We start from the raw sequence: 20,503 nt of genomic DNA on the forward strand, positions 1-20,503 counted from the left end.
CTTTATGCCGTCACTCGGTTTTCACCCGCTGCGATTAACTGTCCTTTTCCGTTTTAAAGCGATTAACTAACTCTGATAGCTCTGAGGCCACCATACGCAGCTCGGCGGCTGTTGCATTGGTTTGCTCTGCCGTTGATGCTGCACTGTTGGCACCTTCCAAAACACTGGTCACATTCTGATTAATATCTTCCGATACCGAGTGTTGCTCTTCTGTCGCCGTGGCAATTTGTGCCGCCATGTCGTGAATTTGTCCTACCAAACTTTGGATGGTGTCAAAGACACTCAAGGCCTCTTCCGTCGCTTCAGTGGTGGTTTGTGAATGCTCAACACTGCCTTGCAGCTTTTCAGAGAGCTGGTTGGTGCGTTGGGTTAAGGCCTGCAACAGTTCATCGATCTCTTCGGTTGATTTGGTGGTTTTTTGCGATAGCACCCGCACCTCGTCTGCGACCACCGCAAAGCCTCGTCCATGCTCCCCAGCGCGTGCTGACTCAATCGCCGCATTAAGCGCAAGCAAATTGGTTTGCTCGGCAATACCTCGAATGGTATCTAACATGGCGGTGATATTGTCGTTCTCTTTGGTGAGCTCCGCCATCGCACTATCTGCTTCGTTGAGCGTGGTGGCCATTTCTTGCACCGCGGCACGCGTGTTATTCATCAATGCCATGCCTCGGTCCACTTCTGACTGGCACTGCTGGGCGGAGTCCGCCGTTTGATTACAGTTGTGCGATACCTCATTGGCCGTGGCCACCATTTGGTGGAACGCGGTGGCAATTTGCTCTAGCCCTGAGCGCTGCTGATGACTGGCACCATCCAGCTGCTCCGCAAATTGGGTGGTTTGATCGGCATGAGACGACAGCTTGGTCGATCTGTCCTTTATACCGATGATCAGCTCTTGAATCACATCCACAAACTGATTAAACGCGCCCGCCGTTTTGCCCAGCTCATCCTCGCCACGCACCGGTAAACGTTTGGTCAGATCGCCATCGCCACTCGCGGCATCGCTCAGCCCGTCGCTGACCGCAATGATGGATGCCGATATACGGTGGATCATAAAGTAGCCAAGCACACCGAATGCAAGCACGAGGATCAGACTGATGGACAGGATCACCGTTTGCAATTGCGTTACTTGGCCGAGTACCTCTTGCTGCGGCACAATACCAATCAGTCGCCAACCACTCTCCGGTGCTTTGTACTGGTTGACAAAGTAGTCTTTGCCAGCAAAGGAGACGGCGGTAAGTGATTCACTAAAATTCCCACCGCTGTATACACTTTCGACACTCCGGGCAGGCTCAAAGTTATTGTCTGGATTGTTCGGATCCGCAAGCACTGTGCCCGTGTCTTCCACCAACACAATATAGCCCGACTCACCGAGGGTGACGTCGCCTAACATATTTGTCAGCGCTTCTAGCGTAACATCAACACCAATCACACCACGCAAGCCGTCTTGCGCCTGAAACTCCATCACATAATCGAGCAGAGGTGCGCCAGTGTTTACATCTTGATACGCCGGCACACGCACTGGGTTGTTGCCACTTCCCTGACCCGTTTGGTACCAAGGGCGCTGGCGTGGGTCATAATCCCCCAACTCTCCTTGTGGCCATTGAATGTACCCACCATCGCTCAGCCCAAGAAACACATAGGCGAAATCCTCTCGTGAGTCCCCCATGGATTCCAACAAACCATACGCCCGTGCTTCGACGGGGCTGTTTTGCTCAGAGGTCATGGTTTTCGTCGGGCCCATATATTTGGTGACTGAGCTATCCAAGCGTTTAAGCGCGTCGCTATTACCCAGCATTTTGGCGTTTGCCGCCAGCCCTTCTAAGTAGAATTTAAACGCATTGCCTATGTGCTGCATTTCTTTGTATGAGCTCTGCTCATAGCTTTGTAATGTACTCGTTCGAAACTGATAGAGTGACACAATAGCGATAATGAGGGTGGGCAGGATAACGCCTGTCAGGACGACAACGAGTAATCGTTTTTTAATACTCATACTGACCTCCGTCAGTGACAGCACATAGGAGCATGTTGGTAAAAAGGTTGAATGTGTTGTTTTAAATTAGAACAACTATTAATGACAATCTAATAAATAACCTATTTCCCCTCACTTTTCCCACGACACAGCGTCGAGCTGATTGCTTTTTTAGACAAATGTAGAGACTCGGCAGACACAGATTGCATCAACACGCAAAACCCTTTAAATTAGATAAATCTAAATTAAAAGAGAGGCATTATGACAAAGAAGAACTATCAGGAAATCAATCAGCAACAACTGGCGCTTAATAAACAATTCAAAACACACAGTAGTGATACCCTGTCCGCATTCGGACAGCTGCACCGGGCGGCAATGGCTGAGGGCGATCTTGACGTAAAAACCAAAGAGTTAATTGCACTAGGGATTGGTATTGCCGCACGCTGCGACGGCTGTATTGGTGCCCACGTGGCCGCCGCTCTCAAACATGGCGCAACCAAACAAGAATGCGTAGAGACCATTAACGTCGCGATCGTGATGGGTGGCGGCCCGTCATTGATTTACGGCTCTCAAGCACTAGAGGCGGTTGAGCAACTAAGTGAGGCGTAGGGATCGCAACCACCTAAAAAGTGGACGTGACCTGCAACAAAAACGCAGCCATCTCTGGCTGCGTTTTTCTCGTCGTCGTATGCGTTCAGGGAGGGCTTAACCGCGATAATACCGCTGCGGCACAAAAGGCATTTTTTCGACCGTCATGGGCAGTTTTTTGCCACGCACTTCCGCGTAGACCTCGGTGCCGGGGGCAATAAACTCAGGCGGGAGATAACCCATCGCCACGGGCATCCCTTTGGTGGGGCCAAAGGTGCCGCTGGTCACCACGCCGATTTCATTGTCGTCTGCATCAAACAGTTTGCTGCCTTCACGGACAGGGGCTTTACTTTGGCCCACCAGCCCAATGCGCTTGCGGCTCACCGCTTTGGTAGCGATTTGTTCAAGGATTTTCGCCTCACCGGGGAAGCCACCCGCACGCTCACCATCGGCGCGACGCACTTTACTGATTGCCCAGATCAATGTTGCTTCAACCGGCGTAGTGGTGGTATCAAGATCATGCCCATATAAACACAATCCGCATTCAAGACGCAGCGAATCACGCGCACCCAAGCCAATCCATTCTACCTCGTCGTAAGCTAACAGTGCTTTGGCAAGAGCTTCTGCATGTTCAGCCGGGACAGAAATTTCGAACCCATCTTCGCCAGTGTAACCTGAGCGGCTCACCACGCAGTGAATGCCATTAATCTCAACCGGTTGAATGTCCATAAACACCATATCGTTTACGGTTGGGTTGAATGTCGCCAGTACTTGCGCCGCTTTGGGGCCTTGTAGAGCCAGCAAAGCACGATCTTCTAGGACCTCGACCGACACATCTCCTGTCAAGTTATCGCGCAGGTGCTGAATATCCTGCGCTTTGCAGGCGGCATTCACGACTAAGAAAAGGTGATCGCCTAAGTTGGCAATCATCAGATCATCTAAAATGCCACCTTGCTCGTTAGTGAACAGTGCATAGCGCTGCTTTCCTTCTGGTAAATCCAGTACATCAACCGGGACTAATCCCTCTAATGCTTTCGCCGCATCCGTGCCATGAAGACGAATTTGTCCCATGTGGGACACATCAAACAAGCCCGCATGCTCACGACAATGGAGGTGCTCTTTGCGCACGCCCAACGTATATTGCACTGGCATATCATAACCAGCGAATGGAACCATTTTTGCACCCATATCAAGATGCAAGCCGTGTAACGGGGTCGTCAGTAACTCTGCCATTGTTCACTCCATATTGCGCCGGCGGGCCTCTTGCCCACGTTAAGCGATGTATTTGTGTCGTTGGTTAGGAAGCGGTCACCCATAAGATCAGTGCATCGGCATCACTGACGGAGGCCAACATGTGCCCCATGGTAGCGTCGTAATAAACACTGTCGCCCTCATTGAGGATGATCGCTTCGTAAAATTCGGAAAAAAATTGGATGCTACCTTCCAGCACCAATAAAAATTCTTCGCCGTCATGGCGGATCCAGTCGCTATAGTCTTCAAACGCGCGCGCTCTGACCCGCGATTTAAACGGCATCATTTTTTTGTTGCTAAGCTGCGTCGCCAACAGCTCATGTTCGTAGGTACCGGTAGGATGCGCTTTTCCCTGACCCGCTAGCGTCACGTCTCGCCGGCCTGTTGCTTGCCGTTTTTTTGGCGGAGCAAACAGTTGCGGAATATCGATATCCAAGCCGTGCGCGAGCTTCTGCATCGCTTGGAAGGTTGGGGATATCTGCTCATTTTCAATTTTGGACAATGTCGAGCGAGCCAACCCAGTCCGTTGGCTTGCCTCTTCAAGCGTAAGCCCAAGTCCTACCCTGACTGCTTTTAAGCGCGGGCCCAGCCGCAATGGCGCAATGGGCTCGCGCGTTTCACCCTCACGTTGCGATCGTTCAACCTGCATCGACGGGTACACATCCTGTGTTGATTGGTTTGTTGTCACCTGCTTTCGCCTCTATCGGTTGTCCCGCTATGTTTGACGCTTTAACACTTTTAACAAAAAAGTTTCCTATCGGAAAATACCGGTATCATAAACGTGACGCAACCAGCGAATTGGTGAAAGCACGCAACCTATCACGCTCACCCCAAACTGAGCCCCTCACTTTATTTCTCGTAAAAACAAAGCATTACACACTTGTTTATTTACCCGTTATTCAATGAACGACGAGTAACCCCCGAGCATTCACCGACATTGATTTGCAATTTACCCTCGCTTAAGATAAAAAGGCAAACGTTTGCGCAGTTATGCAATGGTTTAAAAAGAGAAGGTTTTGTCTCTAGGATCACAACATAGGTTTCTTATTGGAAATTTATTTTGCGGAAAAGTGAACGCTTAGGTACGTTAACAAAATGTTTAAATCAACAGTGCGCGTATTCATCGATCGCGACTGTTGAGTGCAACGTGAAGCAATGTCGACATCTTCGATGTAAGACAGCATGAATAATGACAAAAACGTACCTTACTGATTGAGGAGACAGGCCATGAGTCACAGCATGTTTGACCTGTTCAAAGTCGGTGTCGGGCCTTCAAGTTCCCACACCGTAGGCCCGATGGTGGCCTGTGCACGCTTTACGCAATACGCGGCACAAACGCTCTCAGTGACCGACATCGAACGTGTCAAAGTGGACTTATACGGCTCACTCGCGCTCACCGGGAAAGGCCATGCCACCGATGTCGCCTGTGTGATGGGATTGATGGGCGAAATGCCCGCGACCATAGAGTCAGATGAAATCGATACCATGACCAAGCTGGTCAAAAACGGCGGCGAACTCCCCTTTGCTGGACGCCACTACATCCCATTCAATTGGCAGGCAGATATTGCCTTTCACTATGAGCAAGTACTGCCCGCGCACCCCAACGGGATGACAGTCAGTGCATACGATAAAGCCGGTGACTGTTTGGCCAGCAAGACCTATTTCTCTGTCGGCGGCGGCTTTGTGGTGGAAGAAGGCGAAACCGATGCATTGGCAACAGATTTTGTCCCTCCTCACCCGTTTAATAGTGCGGCGGAGTTGCTTGACCAATGTGCAAAAACGGGCATGTCCATCAGTGAGCTGATGTTTACTAACGAAGTGGCACGCGCGCGATATCACGATAGTAGCGCCACACGTGACACGGTTAACCAGGGACTGGATCATATCTGGCAAGTGATGCGTGAGTGCATCGATAGAGGCATTAAACAAGGTGGCGTGTTGCCGGGTGGTTTAAACATTAAGCGACGTGCCAAAGGCATGTACGACGCCATTCACGATAAACAAGCCCATGGCTTACCCACAGATACCAATGATTGGGTCAACCTATTTGCCATGGCGGTCAACGAAGAGAATGCCGCCGGTGGTCGTGTGGTCACCGCCCCAACCAATGGTGCGGCAGGCGTGATCCCTGCCGTGCTTGCGTATTACGACAAATTTGTGTCGCCCAATAACCCAGCCGGGATCCGTACCTTTATGGCCACCTCTGCGGCTATTGGCTCTTTGTACAAGACCAATGCCTCTATTTCCGCCGCAGAGGTCGGTTGTCAGGGAGAAATTGGCGTGGCGTGCTCCATGGCAGCTGGCGGCTTAGCCGCGGCGATGGGAGCGAGTAATCAACAAATTGAGAACGCCGCAGAGATTGGTATGGAACATAACCTAGGTCTCACTTGTGATCCCATCGATGGCTTGGTGCAAGTTCCCTGTATAGAACGCAATACCATGGGCGCCGTCAAAGCCATTAACGCTACCCGATTAGCCATGGGTGGCGACGGCGAGCACCACGTCTCGCTTGATAGCGTGATCAAAACCATGCATGAGACCGGGCTCGACATGATGAGTAAATATAAAGAAACCTCACAGGGTGGCCTAGCCACCAATGTGATCCCGATTAACGTCGTGGCCTGTTAGCCACCATCGCCAATAAGGAAAGCGCAATGAAACCGAGCTACCCGAATGTAGAATTGGAGCAGTTTTTCTCCACTAACTTATCGGAATCCGATGGTGCTGTGATGTCGGCAGTGCAGGCCGAACACAAACGTCAGCAACAACAAATTGAACTGATCGCCTCGGAGAACATCGTCTCGCAAGCCGTGATGCAAGCGCAAGGCACCTGCTTAACCAATAAATACGCAGAAGGCTATCCGGGCCGCCGCTACTATGGCGGCTGCGAGCACGTTGATGAAGTCGAAGCCATCGCCCAAACCCGCGCCAAACAGCTGTTTAGCTGTGAGTATGTCAACGTACAGCCGCATTCGGGCGCACAAGCCAACGGCGCCGTCATGCTGGCCCTACTGCAACCCGGTGACACCATTTTAGGTATGTCACTCGATGCTGGCGGCCACCTCACTCACGGCGCGCGCCCAGCTCTATCCGGTAAATGGTTTAATGCTGTGCAGTACGGCGTGAGCAAAGACAGTCTAGAAATTGATTACGATGAAGTCGCGGTGCTGGCTCGTGAGCATCAACCTAAGATGATCATCGCTGGTGGCAGTGCGATCCCGCGTCCGATTGATTTTGCCCGTTTCCGCGCGATTGCCGATGAAGTGGGTGCCTATTTAATGGTCGACATGGCACACATTGCTGGCCTAGTGGCCACCGGCACCCACCCTTCGCCACTGCCCCATGCACATGTGGTCACCACCACTACCCACAAAACCTTACGTGGGCCACGCGGCGGGATGATCCTCACCAATCACGAAGACATCAACAAAAAGATCAATTCAGCGGTATTCCCCGGCTTGCAAGGGGGACCACTGATGCATGTGATTGCCGCCAAAGCGGTGGCATTTGGTGAGGCGCTGGAGCCTGAGTTTAAATTGTATATTGATCAAGTGGTTGCTAACGCCAAAGTCCTGGCCGAGGTTCTACAAACACGTGGCTGCGACATTGTTACAGGCGGCACCGATACCCATCTGATGCTCGTCGATCTACGTCCAAAAGGCCTAAAAGGCAACCAAGCGGAGCAAGCGTTAGAACGCGCTGGCATCACCTGTAACAAGAACGGCATCCCTTTCGATACCGAAAAACCCATGATCACTTCAGGCGTTCGCCTTGGCACACCGGCCGGCACTAGCCGTGGCTTCGGCACTGAGGAGTTCCGCCAAATCGGAGAATGGATTGGTGATGTGCTGGATGCCTTAGTCGAAGCGCCAGAGGGCAATGCCGATATCGAGGCACGCATTCGTAAAGAGGTGCAACAGCTGTGCGCGCGCTTCCCGCTATATCGCCAATAAATGGCGGCGCGAAGCCATAAACAGTCTTGCAACGACTTAGCCAATACCATTGACACGTACGTTATTAAGACACAGGAGGCGGTATCGTCATCCACAGACCGCCTCACTTTACATTGTAAATCGCTCAACGACTGAGCAGCTCGCATTAAACGCAGGAGAGTAACAAATGGACGCGACACTAAAGTTTTCTGAAAGCCATGAGTGGGTCAAAGACAACGGCGATGGCACGGTGACCATGGGGATCACCGATCATGCCCAAGGCCTGCTGGGCGATGTCGTGTTTGTCGATCTGCCCGAGGTTGGCGACAGTACTGAAAAAGGTGAAGGCTTCTCATTGGTGGAGTCGGTGAAGGCAGCGTCTGATATCTATGCCCCGGTCGATGGCGAAGTCATTGCCGTCAATGAGGATCTTGAAGATAGCCCAGAGCTAGTTAACGAAGCGCCTTTTGAAGGAGGCTGGATTGCCAAAATTAAACTCGCTGACGACACCAATTTGGATCATCTAATGGACGCGGACGCATACACCGCCGCCATCGACGACTAATTCAGGACGACTATCATGACGCATACTCGTTTACTCGATAGCCTGGTGGCCGATAATGACTTTATCGCTCGCCACAACGGCCCAGATACTCAGCAACAAAGCGCGATGCTGGCGGCGATCAATGCCACCAGCCTCGAGCATGTGATTGAAGAAACTGTCCCTGCCGATATCCGCTTGCCACAGCCGCTAAACCTCAGCGCCCCCAAAAGCGAAACCCAGATGTTGGCGGAACTGAGCGACATTGCCGCGCAAAATACCATTAAGCGCAGCCTGATCGGCCAAGGCTACTACCACACGCATACCCCACCGCCTATTTTACGCAATGTGCTGGAAAATCCTGGCTGGTATACCGCTTATACGCCCTATCAGCCCGAGATCTCGCAAGGCCGACTCGAATCGTTGCTGAACTTCCAGCAAATGGTGATGGACTTAACGGGAATGGATTTGGCCAACGCGTCGCTGCTCGACGAAGCTACTGCCGCGGCGGAAGCCATGACCCTGTGTAAGCGTGGCGGCAAGCACAAAGGCAACGCGTTTTTTGTTGCCAGCGATGTGCATCCACAAACGCTGGACGTGATTAAAACGCGCGCCAATTTCCTCGGCTATGACATCATTGTTGATCATGCGGACCAGCTGAATCAGCACGACGTATTCGGTGCCCTGCTCCAGTATCCGGGCACCACCGGTGAAGTGCGCGATCTCAGCACGCTGATTGCAGACGCACAAAGCAAGAAGACGCTGGTTGCGGTCGCCACCGATCTGCTTTCACTCACTGTGCTCAAAGCGCCGGGTGAAATGGGCGCGGATGTAGTGATTGGGTCGGCACAACGCTTTGGTGTGCCCATGGGTTACGGTGGCCCACATGCCGCCTTCATGGCGACACGCGACAAGCTCAAGCGCACCATGCCCGGCCGCGTGATTGGCGTATCGGTCGATAGCAAAGGCAACCAAGCCCTGCGCATGGCGATGCAAACGCGCGAGCAACACATTCGCCGTGAAAAAGCGACTTCCAATATTTGTACCGCCCAAGCCTTGCTGGCCAACATGGCCGCTTTTTACGCGGTGTATCACGGCCCTGAAGGCTTGAAGAAAATTGCCCGCCGAGTGCATCATCTCACCGCACTGTTCGCCAAATCGGTACAAGCGGCTGGGTTGAGCCTTGCCCACGACAGCTTCTTTGATACCGTCACGCTCAACACGGGCGAGCAAACCGACCCCTTGTATCAAAAAGCACAGGATGCCGGCTTTAACTTGCGTAAATTAAATGGCCAACTCGGCGTGAGTTTCGATGAAGCGAGCACGCTGGCAGAAGTCAACCAATTGCTTACCGCGCTCACCGGTCAAGGCAATGCAGAAAGCGTGGCGAGCGATATTGAAGCCAACGAATTTGCCGCGATCCCTGCCGCATGCCGCCGCACCAGTGCATACCTAACGCACCCCGTCTTTAACCGCTATCACAGTGAAACCAAGCTGATGCGGTATATGAAGGCGTTGGAAAACAAAGACTTCTCCCTTACCCACGGTATGATCCCATTGGGCAGCTGTACCATGAAGCTGAATGCCGCGGCCGAGATGATCCCCGTCACCTGGCCAGAATTTGGTGCCCTACACCCATTTGTGCCGCTGGCGCAAGCCAAAGGCTATCAAACACTGGGTAAATCACTGCGTGACATGCTGTGTGAAATCACCGGCTACGATGAGATCTCCATGCAGCCGAACTCAGGTGCGCAAGGGGAGTATGCGGGCTTAATCGCGATTCAGCGCTACCATGAAAGCCGTGGCGACAGTCACCGCAACGTGTGCTTGATCCCAAGCTCTGCCCACGGTACCAACCCTGCTTCCGCGGCCATGGTCTCAATGAAAGTGGTCGTAGTTGGCTGCGATGATGACGGCAACATCGACATTGACGATCTGAAAGCTAAAATCGACAAACATCGCGATGCGCTCTCATGCATTATGATCACCTATCCATCGACACATGGTGTGTACGAAGAAACCGTGCAGCAAGTGTGCGAGCTGGTACACGAGGCTGGCGGCCAAGTTTACTTGGATGGCGCCAACATGAATGCGCAAGTGGGGCTGACCACACCGGGCTACATTGGCTCAGACGTTTCGCACCTCAACCTGCACAAAACCTTCTGTATTCCCCACGGTGGTGGCGGCCCGGGCATGGGGCCAATTGGCGTGAAATCGCACCTTGCGCCTTTCCTCCCCGGTCATGTGGAGCAAGGTGACGAATTTGCCGTGTCGGCCGCACCAATGGGCAGTGCCTCGATTCTCCCTATTTCATGGGCGTACATTGCCATGATGGGTGAACAAGGCCTAACGCGCGCGACCGAGTTAGCAATTCTCAGTGCCAACTATGTGATGGAGCGTTTGCGTCCCTACTACCCCGTGCTTTATCGCGGTAAAAACGGACGCATTGCGCACGAATGTATTATCGACATTCGCCCACTCAAAGAGGCATCCGGCATCAGCGAAGAAGACATCGCCAAACGCTTGATGGATTATGGCTTCCACGCGCCGACCATGTCATTCCCGGTCGCGGGTACTCTGATGGTTGAACCGACCGAAAGTGAAAGCCAAGAAGAGTTGGATCGCTTCTGTGATGCCATGATTGCCATCCGCGAGGAAATTGCCAAGGTGCAAGACGGTGAGTGGACGCTGGAAGACAACCCATTGGTCAACGCGCCTCACACCCAAGCGGATCTGATGGCAGACGAGTGGTCTCACACCTATTCCCGTGAGCTGGCTTGCTTCCCATCCGCCCATAACAAGGCAAGCAAATACTGGCCATCGGTCAACCGTGTCGATAATGTCTACGGCGACCGTAACTTGATTTGTTCTTGCCCTAGCATTGAAAACTATATGGATGAGTAATCCACTAGTCACAGATAACCAAGTTAAAAACTAACTTGATAAACGAAAGGCGAGCCGCTCGGTTCGCCTTTTTTATTGCCCCGTTTTGTCGGCTAATGTCGTTCTTCGCAACAGCCAGTCTTAGCGAAATTTTCTCCCGTCTTACTGCTTGCTGGCTAAACTTAAGGCAATACACCTTTTCACTGAGAGTGATTAAGCCTTGCTGAGTTCATGTCGACGCCCTGTTGTACGCGTGCTGTTGTTGATACTGCTGTTGGGAATGGCCGGAATGGTCCATGCGGCTACGCCAACTGTGCGTTTAGTCACGCTCGAATATCCCCCTTACATTCAAACCGCCGATGGTGCCCTCGACGGTGTGGCGGTACGAGTTGTCCGCCAAACTTTTTCCAAGCTCGGTTATGAGGTAGAAATTGAAGTACTGCCATGGGCGCGAGCACTCTATCAGGTCCGAACTGGCTTAGCGGATGGTATATTCACTATTTTCAAAACACCTGAGCGCGAAGCGTTTCTCGATTACTCTCAGCAGGTTTTATTTCAACAAGGGATCCGCTTTGTTCATCGCCCCGATGTCAGTATCTCTGAAGATGCGATTCAATCGTTCAATTTTGGCGCTTACTCCGTCTGCGTGATCAACCAAGTCAGTTACGGCAGCCGGATGGATGCTGCCTTGGCGCAAAATCAATTCGATCAGGTTTTCCGCCTAACTCGCGCGCCACAGTGCCTTCGGATGTTGGAAAGTGGCCGCGCCCGCTTGTGGCTCAGCAACCATTTTGGTGCACGCGCACTGATTAGTCAGCTTAATATGAAGGGTATTGTCGAGATCAACCCCCACCCGATTGAGGACACCCCCAGTTACATTGCCTTTTCTGAAGTGCAAGGGCTATCAGCTCTACGCGACCAATTTGATCAAGCGTTAGCAGACATGAAAGCCACCGGAGAGTACCAAGCGATCATTGATGACTTTTTTAATGATTAATCGCTGACATTCCTGCACAAGGTTTTATCGCGCACTCACTTTGAGCCGCTAAACAAAGGCCGCTTATCATCCAAGTCTACCCTTACACCGTAATGGAGCATGTCAGTTATCAACAAAGGACGCGACATGCTCTCATTTTTAAAGCCGAATCCGGTTAAAAAGCTTAAAAAGCAGTACGAAGCTAAGCAACAACAAGCCTTTCAGGCGCAGCGCAACGGCGACATCCGTGGTTATTCACTGCTCACCGAAGAAGCAGAAAAGATTGACAAACAAATCAAAGAATTGGAAAACAACGCTTAGCCATTTGAGACATGGCTAAACTGCCGTTTTACCAAGCGTTGGTACAGAGGGCAGCGTGCCAGCAGGTCGGTATGGCTGCCTACATCAACAAGCTTGCCTTGATCCATCACGACAATGCGGTCAGCATGCTGAATGGTCGATAAGCGGTGAGCGATAATCAAGGTAGTGCGGTCACGCATTAAAGCCGCCAAGCCTTGCTGAACCGCATGCTCACTTTCGCTATCAAGGGCGCTGGTGGCTTCATCGAGCAATAAAATTCGCGGGTCCTTGAGAATCGCGCGGGCAATCGCGATTCGCTGCCGTTGCCCACCCGAAAGCCGCACGCCTCGCTCACCCAAAAAGCTGTTGTAGCCGTCCGGTAATTGCTGAATAAACCCATCGGCGTGCGCTTGAATCGCCGCCGCTTTGACGGCGTGCTCACTGGCGCCTGGCCTGCCGTAGCGAATATTGCCTATTACATCATCGCTAAACAGAGCGGGTTGTTGTGGCACCAGTGCCATTTGTTGGCGCAACGCTTGCGGGGATAAGCGACGAATATCTTGCCCGCCCAGCCTAATCGCGCCTGACTGCGGATCATAAAAGCGTTGCAGTAATTCAAATACGGTGGTTTTTCCCGCCCCCGACGGTCCGACTAAAGCGACGACTTCACCGGGCTGAATCACAAGGTTCAACGCATCAATCGCCGCTTGATGAGGACGCGTGGGATAATGAAAATGTACCGCTTCAAAACGAATATCGTTGCTTAATGATTGAGCATCGACACTCGGCGAGGTGGCGGGAGTGCGAATATGGCTTTGCACGTGCAACAGTTCCACCAAGCGCTCCGTCGCGCCTGCCGCACGCTGCAACTCCCCCATCACTTCCGACAAGGTAGCCATCGAAGAGGCAACCATGATGGCGAAAAACACAAACGCACCCAGATCCCCTGCTGACATAGTACCTTGAATCACATCGCGACCGCCGACCCACAACATGCCAGTAATGGCGCTGAACACAATCACGATCACGCCGGAAATAAGAATGGCTCGTTGTTTGACGCGCTCGCGTCCGATCTGATAGGCGCGTTCCACCTCTTGACCAAATGCGGCTTTGGCGTGATCTTCTACCGCGAAGCTTTGCACGGTTTTAATATTGGTGATGGCTTCACCGGCATAACTGCCCACGTCCGCCATTGAATCTTGGCTTTGCCGCGACAACGCTCGCACACGACGGCCATAAATCAAAATCGGCACCAGAATAAAGGGCACGGAGGCCAGCACAATCAAGGTCAGTTTAATATTGGTGGCAAACAGCATGATGATGGCGCCCACACACATCAACGCACTACGCATCGCCATGGAGAAGGAGGAGCCGATGATGTTTTGCAGCAAGCTGGTATCTGTGGTGATCCGCGACATGATTTCGCCACTGCCGTGGGTTTCAAAATAGCTCGGATGTAGGCCAATCACATGATCAAACACCGCTTGTCGAATATCGGCACTGACCCTTTCACCCACCGATGACACCAAATAGAACCGGAAAAAGGTGCCGATCGCGATCAATACCGTGATCAGCAAAATAAACTTTACCGCATTCCCCAGCTCAACCAGTGATTGCTGTGCAAAGCCTTGGTCGATCAAAAGGCGAACGCCGTGTCCGACAGAGAGCGTCAATGACGCGGTAAACACTAAGGCCAGCAATGCCGCGCTCACTTGCCAGCGGTAAGGGCGAATAAACGCAATCAGCTCCCACAGAACCGTCAGATTTTTACTGTTGCGACTTGAAGCAGATGGCGTCGAGGCGGCGCGCGTTAAAGCGGAATTAGCCATAAGCTCTACTTAGTGCTGTCCTTGCACATTTAGGGGCGAGTGAGCAGGATCATTAACTCGCGATTGTCGTTGATAAGCGCATCGATGGTGCATGCATCTAACTCCTCTAAAAAGGCTTGCTTGGCTTTCACCATATGATTGCACGACACATCAAACAAGCGTGTCACCTCGGTAATGTTGGTAAGCTCACCCTCTGGTAAAAAGGCCAGAAAAATTAACATGCAAAATGCGCAGTCTTAAAGCTGGTTCGTTGCATACTTTCAATCATTCTGTCCGCACTCTCGCGCGTCAGCCCGCGCATATTCAGACGCACATTTGGTACAACCAACCTCAACCCGCAGATGCGTGTTAAGCCAGATTCATTCAGCTTTTTAGAACAAGATGCTCAATCATACGCTGTGTTCGCACGACGTTTTTGTTTCTACACTGCAGCTATTGTTCAGCGTCACCGTTGTTCAACATCGAATCAGTGAGGAGAAACATTATGATTACCGTCCGTCATGCCAGCGATCGCGGTCAGGCCAACTTTGGCTGGCTACAAAGCCGCCATACTTTTTCATTTGGTAGCTATTACGATCCTCATCATATGGGCTTCTCTGCACTGCGTGTGATCAATGATGATATCGTCTCGCCCGCCGCAGGCTTTGATACCCACGGACACCGTGATATGGAAATCATCAGTCTGGTGCTGGAAGGGGAAATAGAGCACAAAGACAGTCAAGGCAACCGACAAACCCTACCGGCTGGCGAGTTCCAACTGATGTCGGCTGGGCGCGGTATTTATCATAGCGAGTATAATGCCTCATCAACCCAAGCCTTGCGCTTTCTACAAATTTGGATTGAGCCCAATGAGCAAGGCGGGGAGCCGGGTTATCAGCAAAAAGATTTTGGTAAGCAGGCTGGCTTTACCGTCATCGCGACCCCAACCGGAGAAAATGGCACCTTACGCATCAAACAAGATGCGCGTTTGCTACAGCTGATTCTACCGCCCAGTGAATCGGTTACCTTGCTTTTGGAGGCAGGACGCCATGCCTATATACATCAAGTCGCGGGCCCGCTCGACGTTGAAACGACATCTCTGGCTCCCGGCGATGGCGCAAAGATTGAAGATATCCATCATGTCACCTTTAGCAATAAGGGCAACGAAACCAGCCAAGCACTGGTGTTTGATCTCCCCTAACGCGCAGATTCAGCCACTCTGGCCTGCCGGTCTATTTGCGCCGCAGGCCTTAGTCTGTGTACACTGCGCCCTTTCTTCATGCATGAGAGGTTGAATGCTCACTCTATCGAATAAGGTGGCGATTCCCGACAATGAGATTGAACTCACAGCTATTCGCGCCGCAGGGAAAGGCGGGCAAAACGTCAACAAAGTATCGAGCGCCATTCATCTGCGCTTTGACATCCAAGCCTCGTCACTGCCTGATGCGTACAAAGCCCGATTAATGGCTCTGTCTGATTCGCGCATCTCCAAAGAGGGCGTCGTAGTCATAAAAGCGCAAAACTACCGCACCCAAGAGCTAAACCGAGAAGACGCGCTAGAGCGCTTACAGGCGTTGATCAAAGGCGCGATGGTAGAGCAGAAAAAACGTAAACCCACCAAACCTACCAAGGCCTCACAACGACGCCGCGTGGATGCTAAAAAACGTAAGAGCCAAACTAAAGCCCTGCGTGGCAAAGTGGCTCCTTAACCATTTCACGCCACCACTTTATTACGACCACCCGCTTTAGCCGCATACAAATTCGCATCCGCTTGACGGTTGATTTCTTGGGCACATTTTGATGCCTCGCTTTGGGTGACCCCGATACTGACCGTCACAGGAATAGCGCGCTGCTGGTAAACAACGGGCGTTTGCTCAATACTCTCACGGACTCGCTCTGCCACCGCCAGTGCATTTTGGTGCGAAACATCCTCTAAGAGAATACAGAACTCCTCGCCGCCTTGACGAAATACGTTTTCGCTCCCTGCGACGTCAACCATGATATTCACCACCGATTGCAATACGACATCGCCGCCATCGTGCCCATATTCGTCATTAACCGCTTTGAAGTGATCAATATCGAGCACCAAAAGATGAAACGCAGCCTGCTGATTCTGTAATACCTGATAGCGATGTTTCAACGCGAGGCGGTTATTGGCTCCAGTTAGCGGATCACACGTGGCTAGTTTACTTAACTTGTTTTCAGCCAATACACGGTTAATCTCATAAGCATGAGCGACAATGGCAATGCTGAAATAACAAAACGCAAAGTTGAGCATCATAGTCAACATGTCGAAGTACTGCTCGACATAAAACTGAAAAGCAACATTAGCAATTTGGATAATAAACAGCGCTAATGTCGCTGCCAGACCGGCTTTATAGCCCAGTAACAAATAGTAAATAATCGGAAAAAACAGCGTCCAAATAAACACCCCATAGTCTGTTGGCTTGAGAAAAGTACCGACAACCACCAAAGCCGTCAAACTAGCCGACATGATATATTTGTGGCCACTAAAAACGGTGTTTTTGGCGGTTTGTCGATACACATACCAAGAGTAAAAAGCATACAAAACCAAAAAAGAGGCATAAATATAGCTTTGACTAACAACAACATTACCCATCGCCACCAAGGCTGCTAAACCACCCACACCAAGGCTCATTCCTTTAAGCACTTTGATACGCAACTCGGAACTGCTGCTGAGTTCACTCACTTCCATTGTTCATTCTCGTGTAGGCCAATGTTTTAACATCAGCTATCATAGCTCGGATTTATTAACATGTTAATAACAAAGGTATCAATGATATGTGCACACGCATATTTAACAATCTCAACCGACAATACCCTGTCACGGCGCGCAATATGGACTGGTTTTGACCCATTAATACCTACTTCTATCGTTTCCCAAAAGGTACGATAAGTCGAGGGCTAAGTGCGAAGTCTGCTAGCCAGCTCGGTATTAGTAAGCAGCTGATGGCAACAGTGCTACGCAACGCTTTGAGCGAGCCAGCTATTACTTAACCTTTAGCCAGCCCGCGCAAAACCGGCGTGAAGCTGTCTATCAAGCACGCTCGCTCGTAGCCACGTGCGCCGTACCTGTCAATTTTAATCCTTATCACACTGAAAAAGCGTCTTACACCATTTGGACCAATGTGGCTGATCACCGTAAGCACGTTTATTACCTTTCCAATACCTTGACCATGGACAGCGTATGGATAAACTTTTCATCGGACCATCAAGACTGTCAGCGACTGCAACTACAAAAAGAAAAATCGACAAAGTCCGCCTGCCCGGTTCAATCGGGTGATGTGAGTCGCTACCTCACGCTATGCGAGAACCCGTTTCAATAGTGTATTTGTGACTGTTTCGCTATTAAGCGTTTTACTGTAAGGGAACCCCCATGACTGAACTGAATCAACGCCTTAAGGCAATTCGCATCGTGCCAGTGATTGCGATTAATAATGCGGATGATGCTGTGCCGCTAGCAAAAACCTTGGTCGATAACGGCCTACCGTGCGCTGAAATTACCTTTCGCACTGACGCGGCCGCCCGTGCTATTCGTCTCATGCGCGATGCCTATCCCGATATGCTGATTGGTGCCGGCACGGTACTCACTACAACCCAAGTCGACGCCGCAATTGACGCAGGCGCCGATTTTATTGTCAGCCCTGGGCTTAACCCAACCACAGTGAAACATTGCCAGCAACGCGGCATTCCTATCATCCCCGGGATCAACAACCCCAGCTTAGTCGAACAAGCCATGGAACTGGGGCTGGATACGTTGAAGTTTTTTCCTGCCGAAGCTTCAGGCGGCATTGCAATGTTAAAAGCATTATCTGCCGTGTATCCCGTGAGTTTCATGCCAACTGGCGGCGTGAGTGAGGCGAACGTAAGCGATTATCTCGCATTGCCTTCGGTGCTTGCATGTGGTGGCACTTGGATGGTCCCTGCCAATTTGATTGACGCGCGCAACTGGGATCACATCGCTGCATTGGTTAAGGCGTTGTAATGGCTGTCACCTCAAGCAAGGACATCTTTTCCGCTTGAAAAAGATGCTGGAGTCGCTCGCACTCGTCATCGCTTGTGCTTGCAACGCCAACGTGTCACCGATACCGTCTCTTCTCGATTTATAAAAGATGCTGGGTTAAAAACGGGGAGAGGCGGTATGTTGACCAAGGCACTTGAGCACGTTTTTGGGTTTTCATCATTTCGTGCAGGACAAGAGTCGGTGATTTCTCAGATAATGCAAGGGGAGTCGGCCTGTGCGATTTTTCCTACCGGTGCGGGTAAGTCATTGTGCTATCAACTACCAGCCACGCAACTGCCCCACTTAACCCTAGTGATTTCACCTTTGCTAGCATTAATGCATGATCAAATCGCCTTTATGCGCCGTAAAGGTATTGCCGCCGCTACCATTGATTCCACACAGACTCCCGAGCAAACTAAACAAGTGATGGAGCAGATCCGTCGCGGCGACATCAAAGTCCTGATGATTTCGGTCGAACGGTTAAACAACGAACGCTTTCGCCAATTTATTGCGCCCATCCCGATCTCCTTATTGGTCGTAGATGAAGCACACTGCATCTCTGAGTGGGGCCACAATTTTCGCCCCGATTATCTCAAACTCCCCGCTTATCGACAGCAATTAAATATTCCTCAGGTATTGCTTCTCACCGCGACTGCGACACCCGCGGTTGTCGAGGACATGCAAAAAAAATTCGCGATCCCAGCAAGTAACACAACATTAACCGGGTTTTATCGCTCCAACCTTTACCTGAATGTGGTCGCCGTGGAAGAGGATCAAAAACGGCAAGCGCTGGTTGAGCAGTTGCAGCCTGCTCCCCACTTACCAACTGTCATTTATGTCACCCAGCAGCAAACGGCGGAGAATATGGCCGAGTGGCTACAAACCCAGCATATCCCCGCGACGGCTTACCATGCCGGCATGAGTCACGATACGCGTGTATCAATACAAGAGGCATTTATGTCGGGCCATGCGCCGTGTATTGTCGCGACCATCGCCTTTGGGATGGGCGTCGATAAGGCGGATATTCGTCGTGTCATCCATTTTGATTTGCCTAAATCGATTGAGAACTATAGCCAAGAAATTGGCCGCGCCGGACGAGACGGAGAAAACGCTACGTGCACTGTGCTCGCCAACCAATCTAGCCTGAATGTGCTGGAAAATTTTATCTACGGCGATACGCCAGACAAAACGGCGATCCAAGGGCTACTGGAAGAAATAAAACAAGCCGGTCAACCATGGGAAGTCATGCTACACAGTCTGTCACGGACGTATAATATACGGCTTTTGCCGCTTAAAACCTTGCTGGTTTATTTAGAAATGGCCGGTGTAATCACCAGCCAATACAGTTATTTTGCCGATGTGAAGTTCCAATCCGTTGAGTCACCAGAAACCATTACGGCTAAATTTCAGGGTGAGCGGCGCGAATTTGTCGCCCAACTATTTACGTGCGCGGTCAAAGCTAAAACCTGGTACAAGATGGATTTCCAACAACTGTGGCAACGCTTTGGAGCAGAGAGAAAGCGCGCGTTAGCGGCACTGGACTATTTTCACGAGCAAGGTTGGATATCACTTGCCACCCAACAGGCCACGCAAGTCTTTTCGGTCAGTCCCCATGAGATTGATGTTCAAGCGCAGGCTGAACAATTACATAACCTTTTTGCTAAAAAGGAAGAGAGCGAACTGGCCCGCATCAACCAATTACTGGCTTTATTGGCCTCTTCAACCTGTATTAGCCAGCGCCTTGCCGACTACTTTGGCGATCACGCGGCGCCAACTACTTGTGGCCATTGTTCGGTATGCCAAGGACATATTGCTCAGCTACCCCCACGCCCTGAATTACCCGCGATCGATGTGCAGGCATTATCATCATGGTGCCAGCACTTCGCCGCCGCTTGCGATGCCACGCCAAGTCACGCGGCAACGACACGTTTTTTACTCGGGCTGTCTTCACCGCTTCATACCAAAATCAAGGCGAAGACAATACCTGGTTTTGGCGCCCTTGCGTCGTATCCGTTTCAAACGGTCAACGCTCGCGTGCTCGCTGAGCACGGTGCCCAACAATAACGGATAACAATGTGGCGCATCCAGCTTAGCAACGCTCGGAGCGCCACCTCATGCCGCTGGCATTGCCACAATCGGGTGTATCATCACGAACGCACTACCCTCTCAGTTTTGCGGAAAAAGTGACATTTATCCCCAGCTGCCAATGTTTTGTTCATATACTGGTAGTA

At 51.3% G+C, this 20,503-nt stretch carries 17 protein-coding genes and 1 pseudogene; 12 read left to right on the plus strand and 6 right to left on the minus strand.

Translation table 11 applies throughout. The annotated features are described in order from the left end of the window. Positions 1-34: 34 nt before the first annotated feature. Positions 35-1,990, minus strand: coding sequence for a methyl-accepting chemotaxis protein (locus tag EHW58_RS01575; RefSeq protein ID WP_152794233.1), 1,956 nt, complete (start codon positions 1,988-1,990; stop codon positions 35-37). Positions 1,991-2,230: 240 nt separating this feature from the next. On the opposite strand from EHW58_RS01575, the gene EHW58_RS01580 reads away from it, so the two are divergent. After that, a complete protein-coding gene (locus EHW58_RS01580) occupies positions 2,231-2,578 on the plus strand; it encodes a carboxymuconolactone decarboxylase family protein (RefSeq protein ID WP_152794241.1) in 348 nt (115 codons plus the stop codon). 96 nt (positions 2,579-2,674) lie between these two features. Here the strand turns inward: EHW58_RS01580 and gcvT are convergent, their stop codons facing one another. After that, positions 2,675-3,790 carry a glycine cleavage system aminomethyltransferase GcvT gene (gcvT, locus tag EHW58_RS01585; RefSeq protein WP_077666097.1) on the minus strand — a complete coding sequence of 372 codons (1,116 nt, stop codon included), beginning with the start codon at positions 3,788-3,790 and terminating at the stop codon, positions 2,675-2,677. Positions 3,791-3,854: 64 nt separating this feature from the next. Further along, positions 3,855-4,457, minus strand: coding sequence for a helix-turn-helix domain-containing protein (locus tag EHW58_RS01590; protein WP_046075708.1), 603 nt, complete (start codon positions 4,455-4,457; stop codon positions 3,855-3,857). A 578-nt stretch (positions 4,458-5,035) separates the two neighbouring features. Here EHW58_RS01590 and EHW58_RS01595 point away from each other — a divergent pair. From EHW58_RS01595 to EHW58_RS01620, 6 genes are all read left to right on the plus strand, one after another. Then, positions 5,036-6,436, plus strand: coding sequence for an L-serine ammonia-lyase (locus EHW58_RS01595; protein WP_152794244.1), 1,401 nt, complete (start codon positions 5,036-5,038; stop codon positions 6,434-6,436). 26 nt (positions 6,437-6,462) lie between these two features. Further along, positions 6,463-7,761, plus strand: coding sequence for a serine hydroxymethyltransferase (locus EHW58_RS01600; protein ID WP_152794246.1), 1,299 nt, complete (start codon positions 6,463-6,465; stop codon positions 7,759-7,761). A gap of 166 nt (positions 7,762-7,927) precedes the next feature. Continuing rightward, positions 7,928-8,305 (plus strand): glycine cleavage system protein GcvH, encoded by a 378-nt coding sequence (gene gcvH / locus EHW58_RS01605; RefSeq protein ID WP_074214574.1) that lies wholly within the window; start codon positions 7,928-7,930, stop codon positions 8,303-8,305. Positions 8,306-8,320: 15 nt separating this feature from the next. After that, positions 8,321-11,185 (plus strand): aminomethyl-transferring glycine dehydrogenase, encoded by a 2,865-nt coding sequence (gene gcvP, locus EHW58_RS01610; protein WP_152794248.1) that lies wholly within the window; start codon positions 8,321-8,323, stop codon positions 11,183-11,185. A gap of 268 nt (positions 11,186-11,453) precedes the next feature. After that, complete coding sequence (locus EHW58_RS01615; protein ID WP_172969907.1) at positions 11,454-12,161, plus strand: ABC transporter substrate-binding protein; 708 nt, start codon at positions 11,454-11,456, stop codon at positions 12,159-12,161. Positions 12,162-12,287: 126 nt separating this feature from the next. Further along, a complete protein-coding gene (locus EHW58_RS01620) occupies positions 12,288-12,461 on the plus strand; it encodes a DUF6435 family protein (RefSeq protein WP_106407173.1) in 174 nt (57 codons plus the stop codon). On the opposite strand, the gene EHW58_RS01625 is transcribed toward EHW58_RS01620, so the two are convergent. Together EHW58_RS01625 and EHW58_RS01630 are read right to left on the minus strand one after the other, a co-directional pair. Continuing rightward, the gene (locus EHW58_RS01625) at positions 12,458-14,269 is read right to left on the minus strand and encodes an ABC transporter transmembrane domain-containing protein (protein ID WP_152794252.1); all 1,812 of its coding nucleotides are present in this window, start codon (positions 14,267-14,269) and stop codon (positions 12,458-12,460) included. The genes EHW58_RS01620 and EHW58_RS01625 overlap by 4 nt on opposite strands. Before the next feature lie 29 nt (positions 14,270-14,298). Beyond that, a complete protein-coding gene (locus EHW58_RS01630) occupies positions 14,299-14,490 on the minus strand; it encodes a hypothetical protein (RefSeq protein WP_152794254.1) in 192 nt (63 codons plus the stop codon). 263 nt (positions 14,491-14,753) lie between these two features. On the opposite strand from EHW58_RS01630, the gene EHW58_RS01635 reads away from it, so the two are divergent. Further along, positions 14,754-15,449, plus strand: a complete 696-nt coding sequence (locus tag EHW58_RS01635; RefSeq protein WP_152794256.1) for a pirin family protein — start codon at positions 14,754-14,756, stop codon at positions 15,447-15,449. Positions 15,450-15,543: 94 nt separating this feature from the next. Then, positions 15,544-15,957, plus strand: a complete 414-nt coding sequence (gene arfB / locus EHW58_RS01640; protein ID WP_077520596.1) for an alternative ribosome rescue aminoacyl-tRNA hydrolase ArfB — start codon at positions 15,544-15,546, stop codon at positions 15,955-15,957. Between the two features lie 5 nt (positions 15,958-15,962). Here the strand turns inward: arfB and EHW58_RS01645 are convergent, their stop codons facing one another. Next, positions 15,963-16,964 carry a GGDEF domain-containing protein gene (locus EHW58_RS01645; RefSeq protein ID WP_152794258.1) on the minus strand — a complete coding sequence of 334 codons (1,002 nt, stop codon included), beginning with the start codon at positions 16,962-16,964 and terminating at the stop codon, positions 15,963-15,965. A 322-nt stretch (positions 16,965-17,286) separates the two neighbouring features. On the opposite strand from EHW58_RS01645, the pseudogene EHW58_RS01650 reads away from it, so the two are divergent. The 3 genes and pseudogenes from EHW58_RS01650 to EHW58_RS01660 all read left to right on the plus strand — a co-directional run. Beyond that, a pseudogene (locus EHW58_RS01650) lies at positions 17,287-17,595 on the plus strand (choloylglycine hydrolase); the annotation flags it as partial. Positions 17,596-17,645: 50 nt separating this feature from the next. Beyond that, positions 17,646-18,254, plus strand: a complete 609-nt coding sequence (locus EHW58_RS01655; RefSeq protein ID WP_152794260.1) for a bifunctional 4-hydroxy-2-oxoglutarate aldolase/2-dehydro-3-deoxy-phosphogluconate aldolase — start codon at positions 17,646-17,648, stop codon at positions 18,252-18,254. A gap of 156 nt (positions 18,255-18,410) precedes the next feature. Next, positions 18,411-20,336 (plus strand): ATP-dependent DNA helicase RecQ, encoded by a 1,926-nt coding sequence (locus tag EHW58_RS01660; protein WP_152794262.1) that lies wholly within the window; start codon positions 18,411-18,413, stop codon positions 20,334-20,336. The last annotated feature ends 167 nt before the right edge of the window (positions 20,337-20,503 follow it).

This window comes from Salinivibrio sp. VYel1 (assembly GCF_009377945.1).
In the GTDB taxonomy this organism is placed as follows: Bacteria; Pseudomonadota; Gammaproteobacteria; order Enterobacterales; family Vibrionaceae; genus Salinivibrio; species Salinivibrio siamensis.

What these genes read in the sequence shown, in the direction of transcription:
- EHW58_RS01575 (WP_152794233.1), bottom strand. Translation starts at nt 1,990, where the DNA reads ATGAGTATTAAAAAACGATTACTCGTTGTCGTCCTGACAGGCGTTATC.
- EHW58_RS01580 (WP_152794241.1), top strand. Translation starts at nt 2,231, where the DNA reads ATGACAAAGAAGAACTATCAGGAAATCAATCAGCAACAACTGGCGCTT.
- gcvT (WP_077666097.1), bottom strand. Translation starts at nt 3,790, where the DNA reads ATGGCAGAGTTACTGACGACCCCGTTACACGGCTTGCATCTTGATATG.
- EHW58_RS01590 (WP_046075708.1), bottom strand. Translation starts at nt 4,457, where the DNA reads ATGCAGGTTGAACGATCGCAACGTGAGGGTGAAACGCGCGAGCCCATT.
- EHW58_RS01595 (WP_152794244.1), top strand. Translation starts at nt 5,036, where the DNA reads ATGAGTCACAGCATGTTTGACCTGTTCAAAGTCGGTGTCGGGCCTTCA.
- EHW58_RS01600 (WP_152794246.1), top strand. Translation starts at nt 6,463, where the DNA reads ATGAAACCGAGCTACCCGAATGTAGAATTGGAGCAGTTTTTCTCCACT.
- gcvH (WP_074214574.1), top strand. Translation starts at nt 7,928, where the DNA reads ATGGACGCGACACTAAAGTTTTCTGAAAGCCATGAGTGGGTCAAAGAC.
- gcvP (WP_152794248.1), top strand. Translation starts at nt 8,321, where the DNA reads ATGACGCATACTCGTTTACTCGATAGCCTGGTGGCCGATAATGACTTT.
- EHW58_RS01615 (WP_172969907.1), top strand. Translation starts at nt 11,454, where the DNA reads ATGGTCCATGCGGCTACGCCAACTGTGCGTTTAGTCACGCTCGAATAT.
- EHW58_RS01620 (WP_106407173.1), top strand. Translation starts at nt 12,288, where the DNA reads ATGCTCTCATTTTTAAAGCCGAATCCGGTTAAAAAGCTTAAAAAGCAG.
- EHW58_RS01625 (WP_152794252.1), bottom strand. Translation starts at nt 14,269, where the DNA reads ATGGCTAATTCCGCTTTAACGCGCGCCGCCTCGACGCCATCTGCTTCA.
- EHW58_RS01630 (WP_152794254.1), bottom strand. Translation starts at nt 14,490, where the DNA reads ATGTTAATTTTTCTGGCCTTTTTACCAGAGGGTGAGCTTACCAACATT.
- EHW58_RS01635 (WP_152794256.1), top strand. Translation starts at nt 14,754, where the DNA reads ATGATTACCGTCCGTCATGCCAGCGATCGCGGTCAGGCCAACTTTGGC.
- arfB (WP_077520596.1), top strand. Translation starts at nt 15,544, where the DNA reads ATGCTCACTCTATCGAATAAGGTGGCGATTCCCGACAATGAGATTGAA.
- EHW58_RS01645 (WP_152794258.1), bottom strand. Translation starts at nt 16,964, where the DNA reads ATGGAAGTGAGTGAACTCAGCAGCAGTTCCGAGTTGCGTATCAAAGTG.
- EHW58_RS01655 (WP_152794260.1), top strand. Translation starts at nt 17,646, where the DNA reads ATGACTGAACTGAATCAACGCCTTAAGGCAATTCGCATCGTGCCAGTG.
- EHW58_RS01660 (WP_152794262.1), top strand. Translation starts at nt 18,411, where the DNA reads ATGTTGACCAAGGCACTTGAGCACGTTTTTGGGTTTTCATCATTTCGT.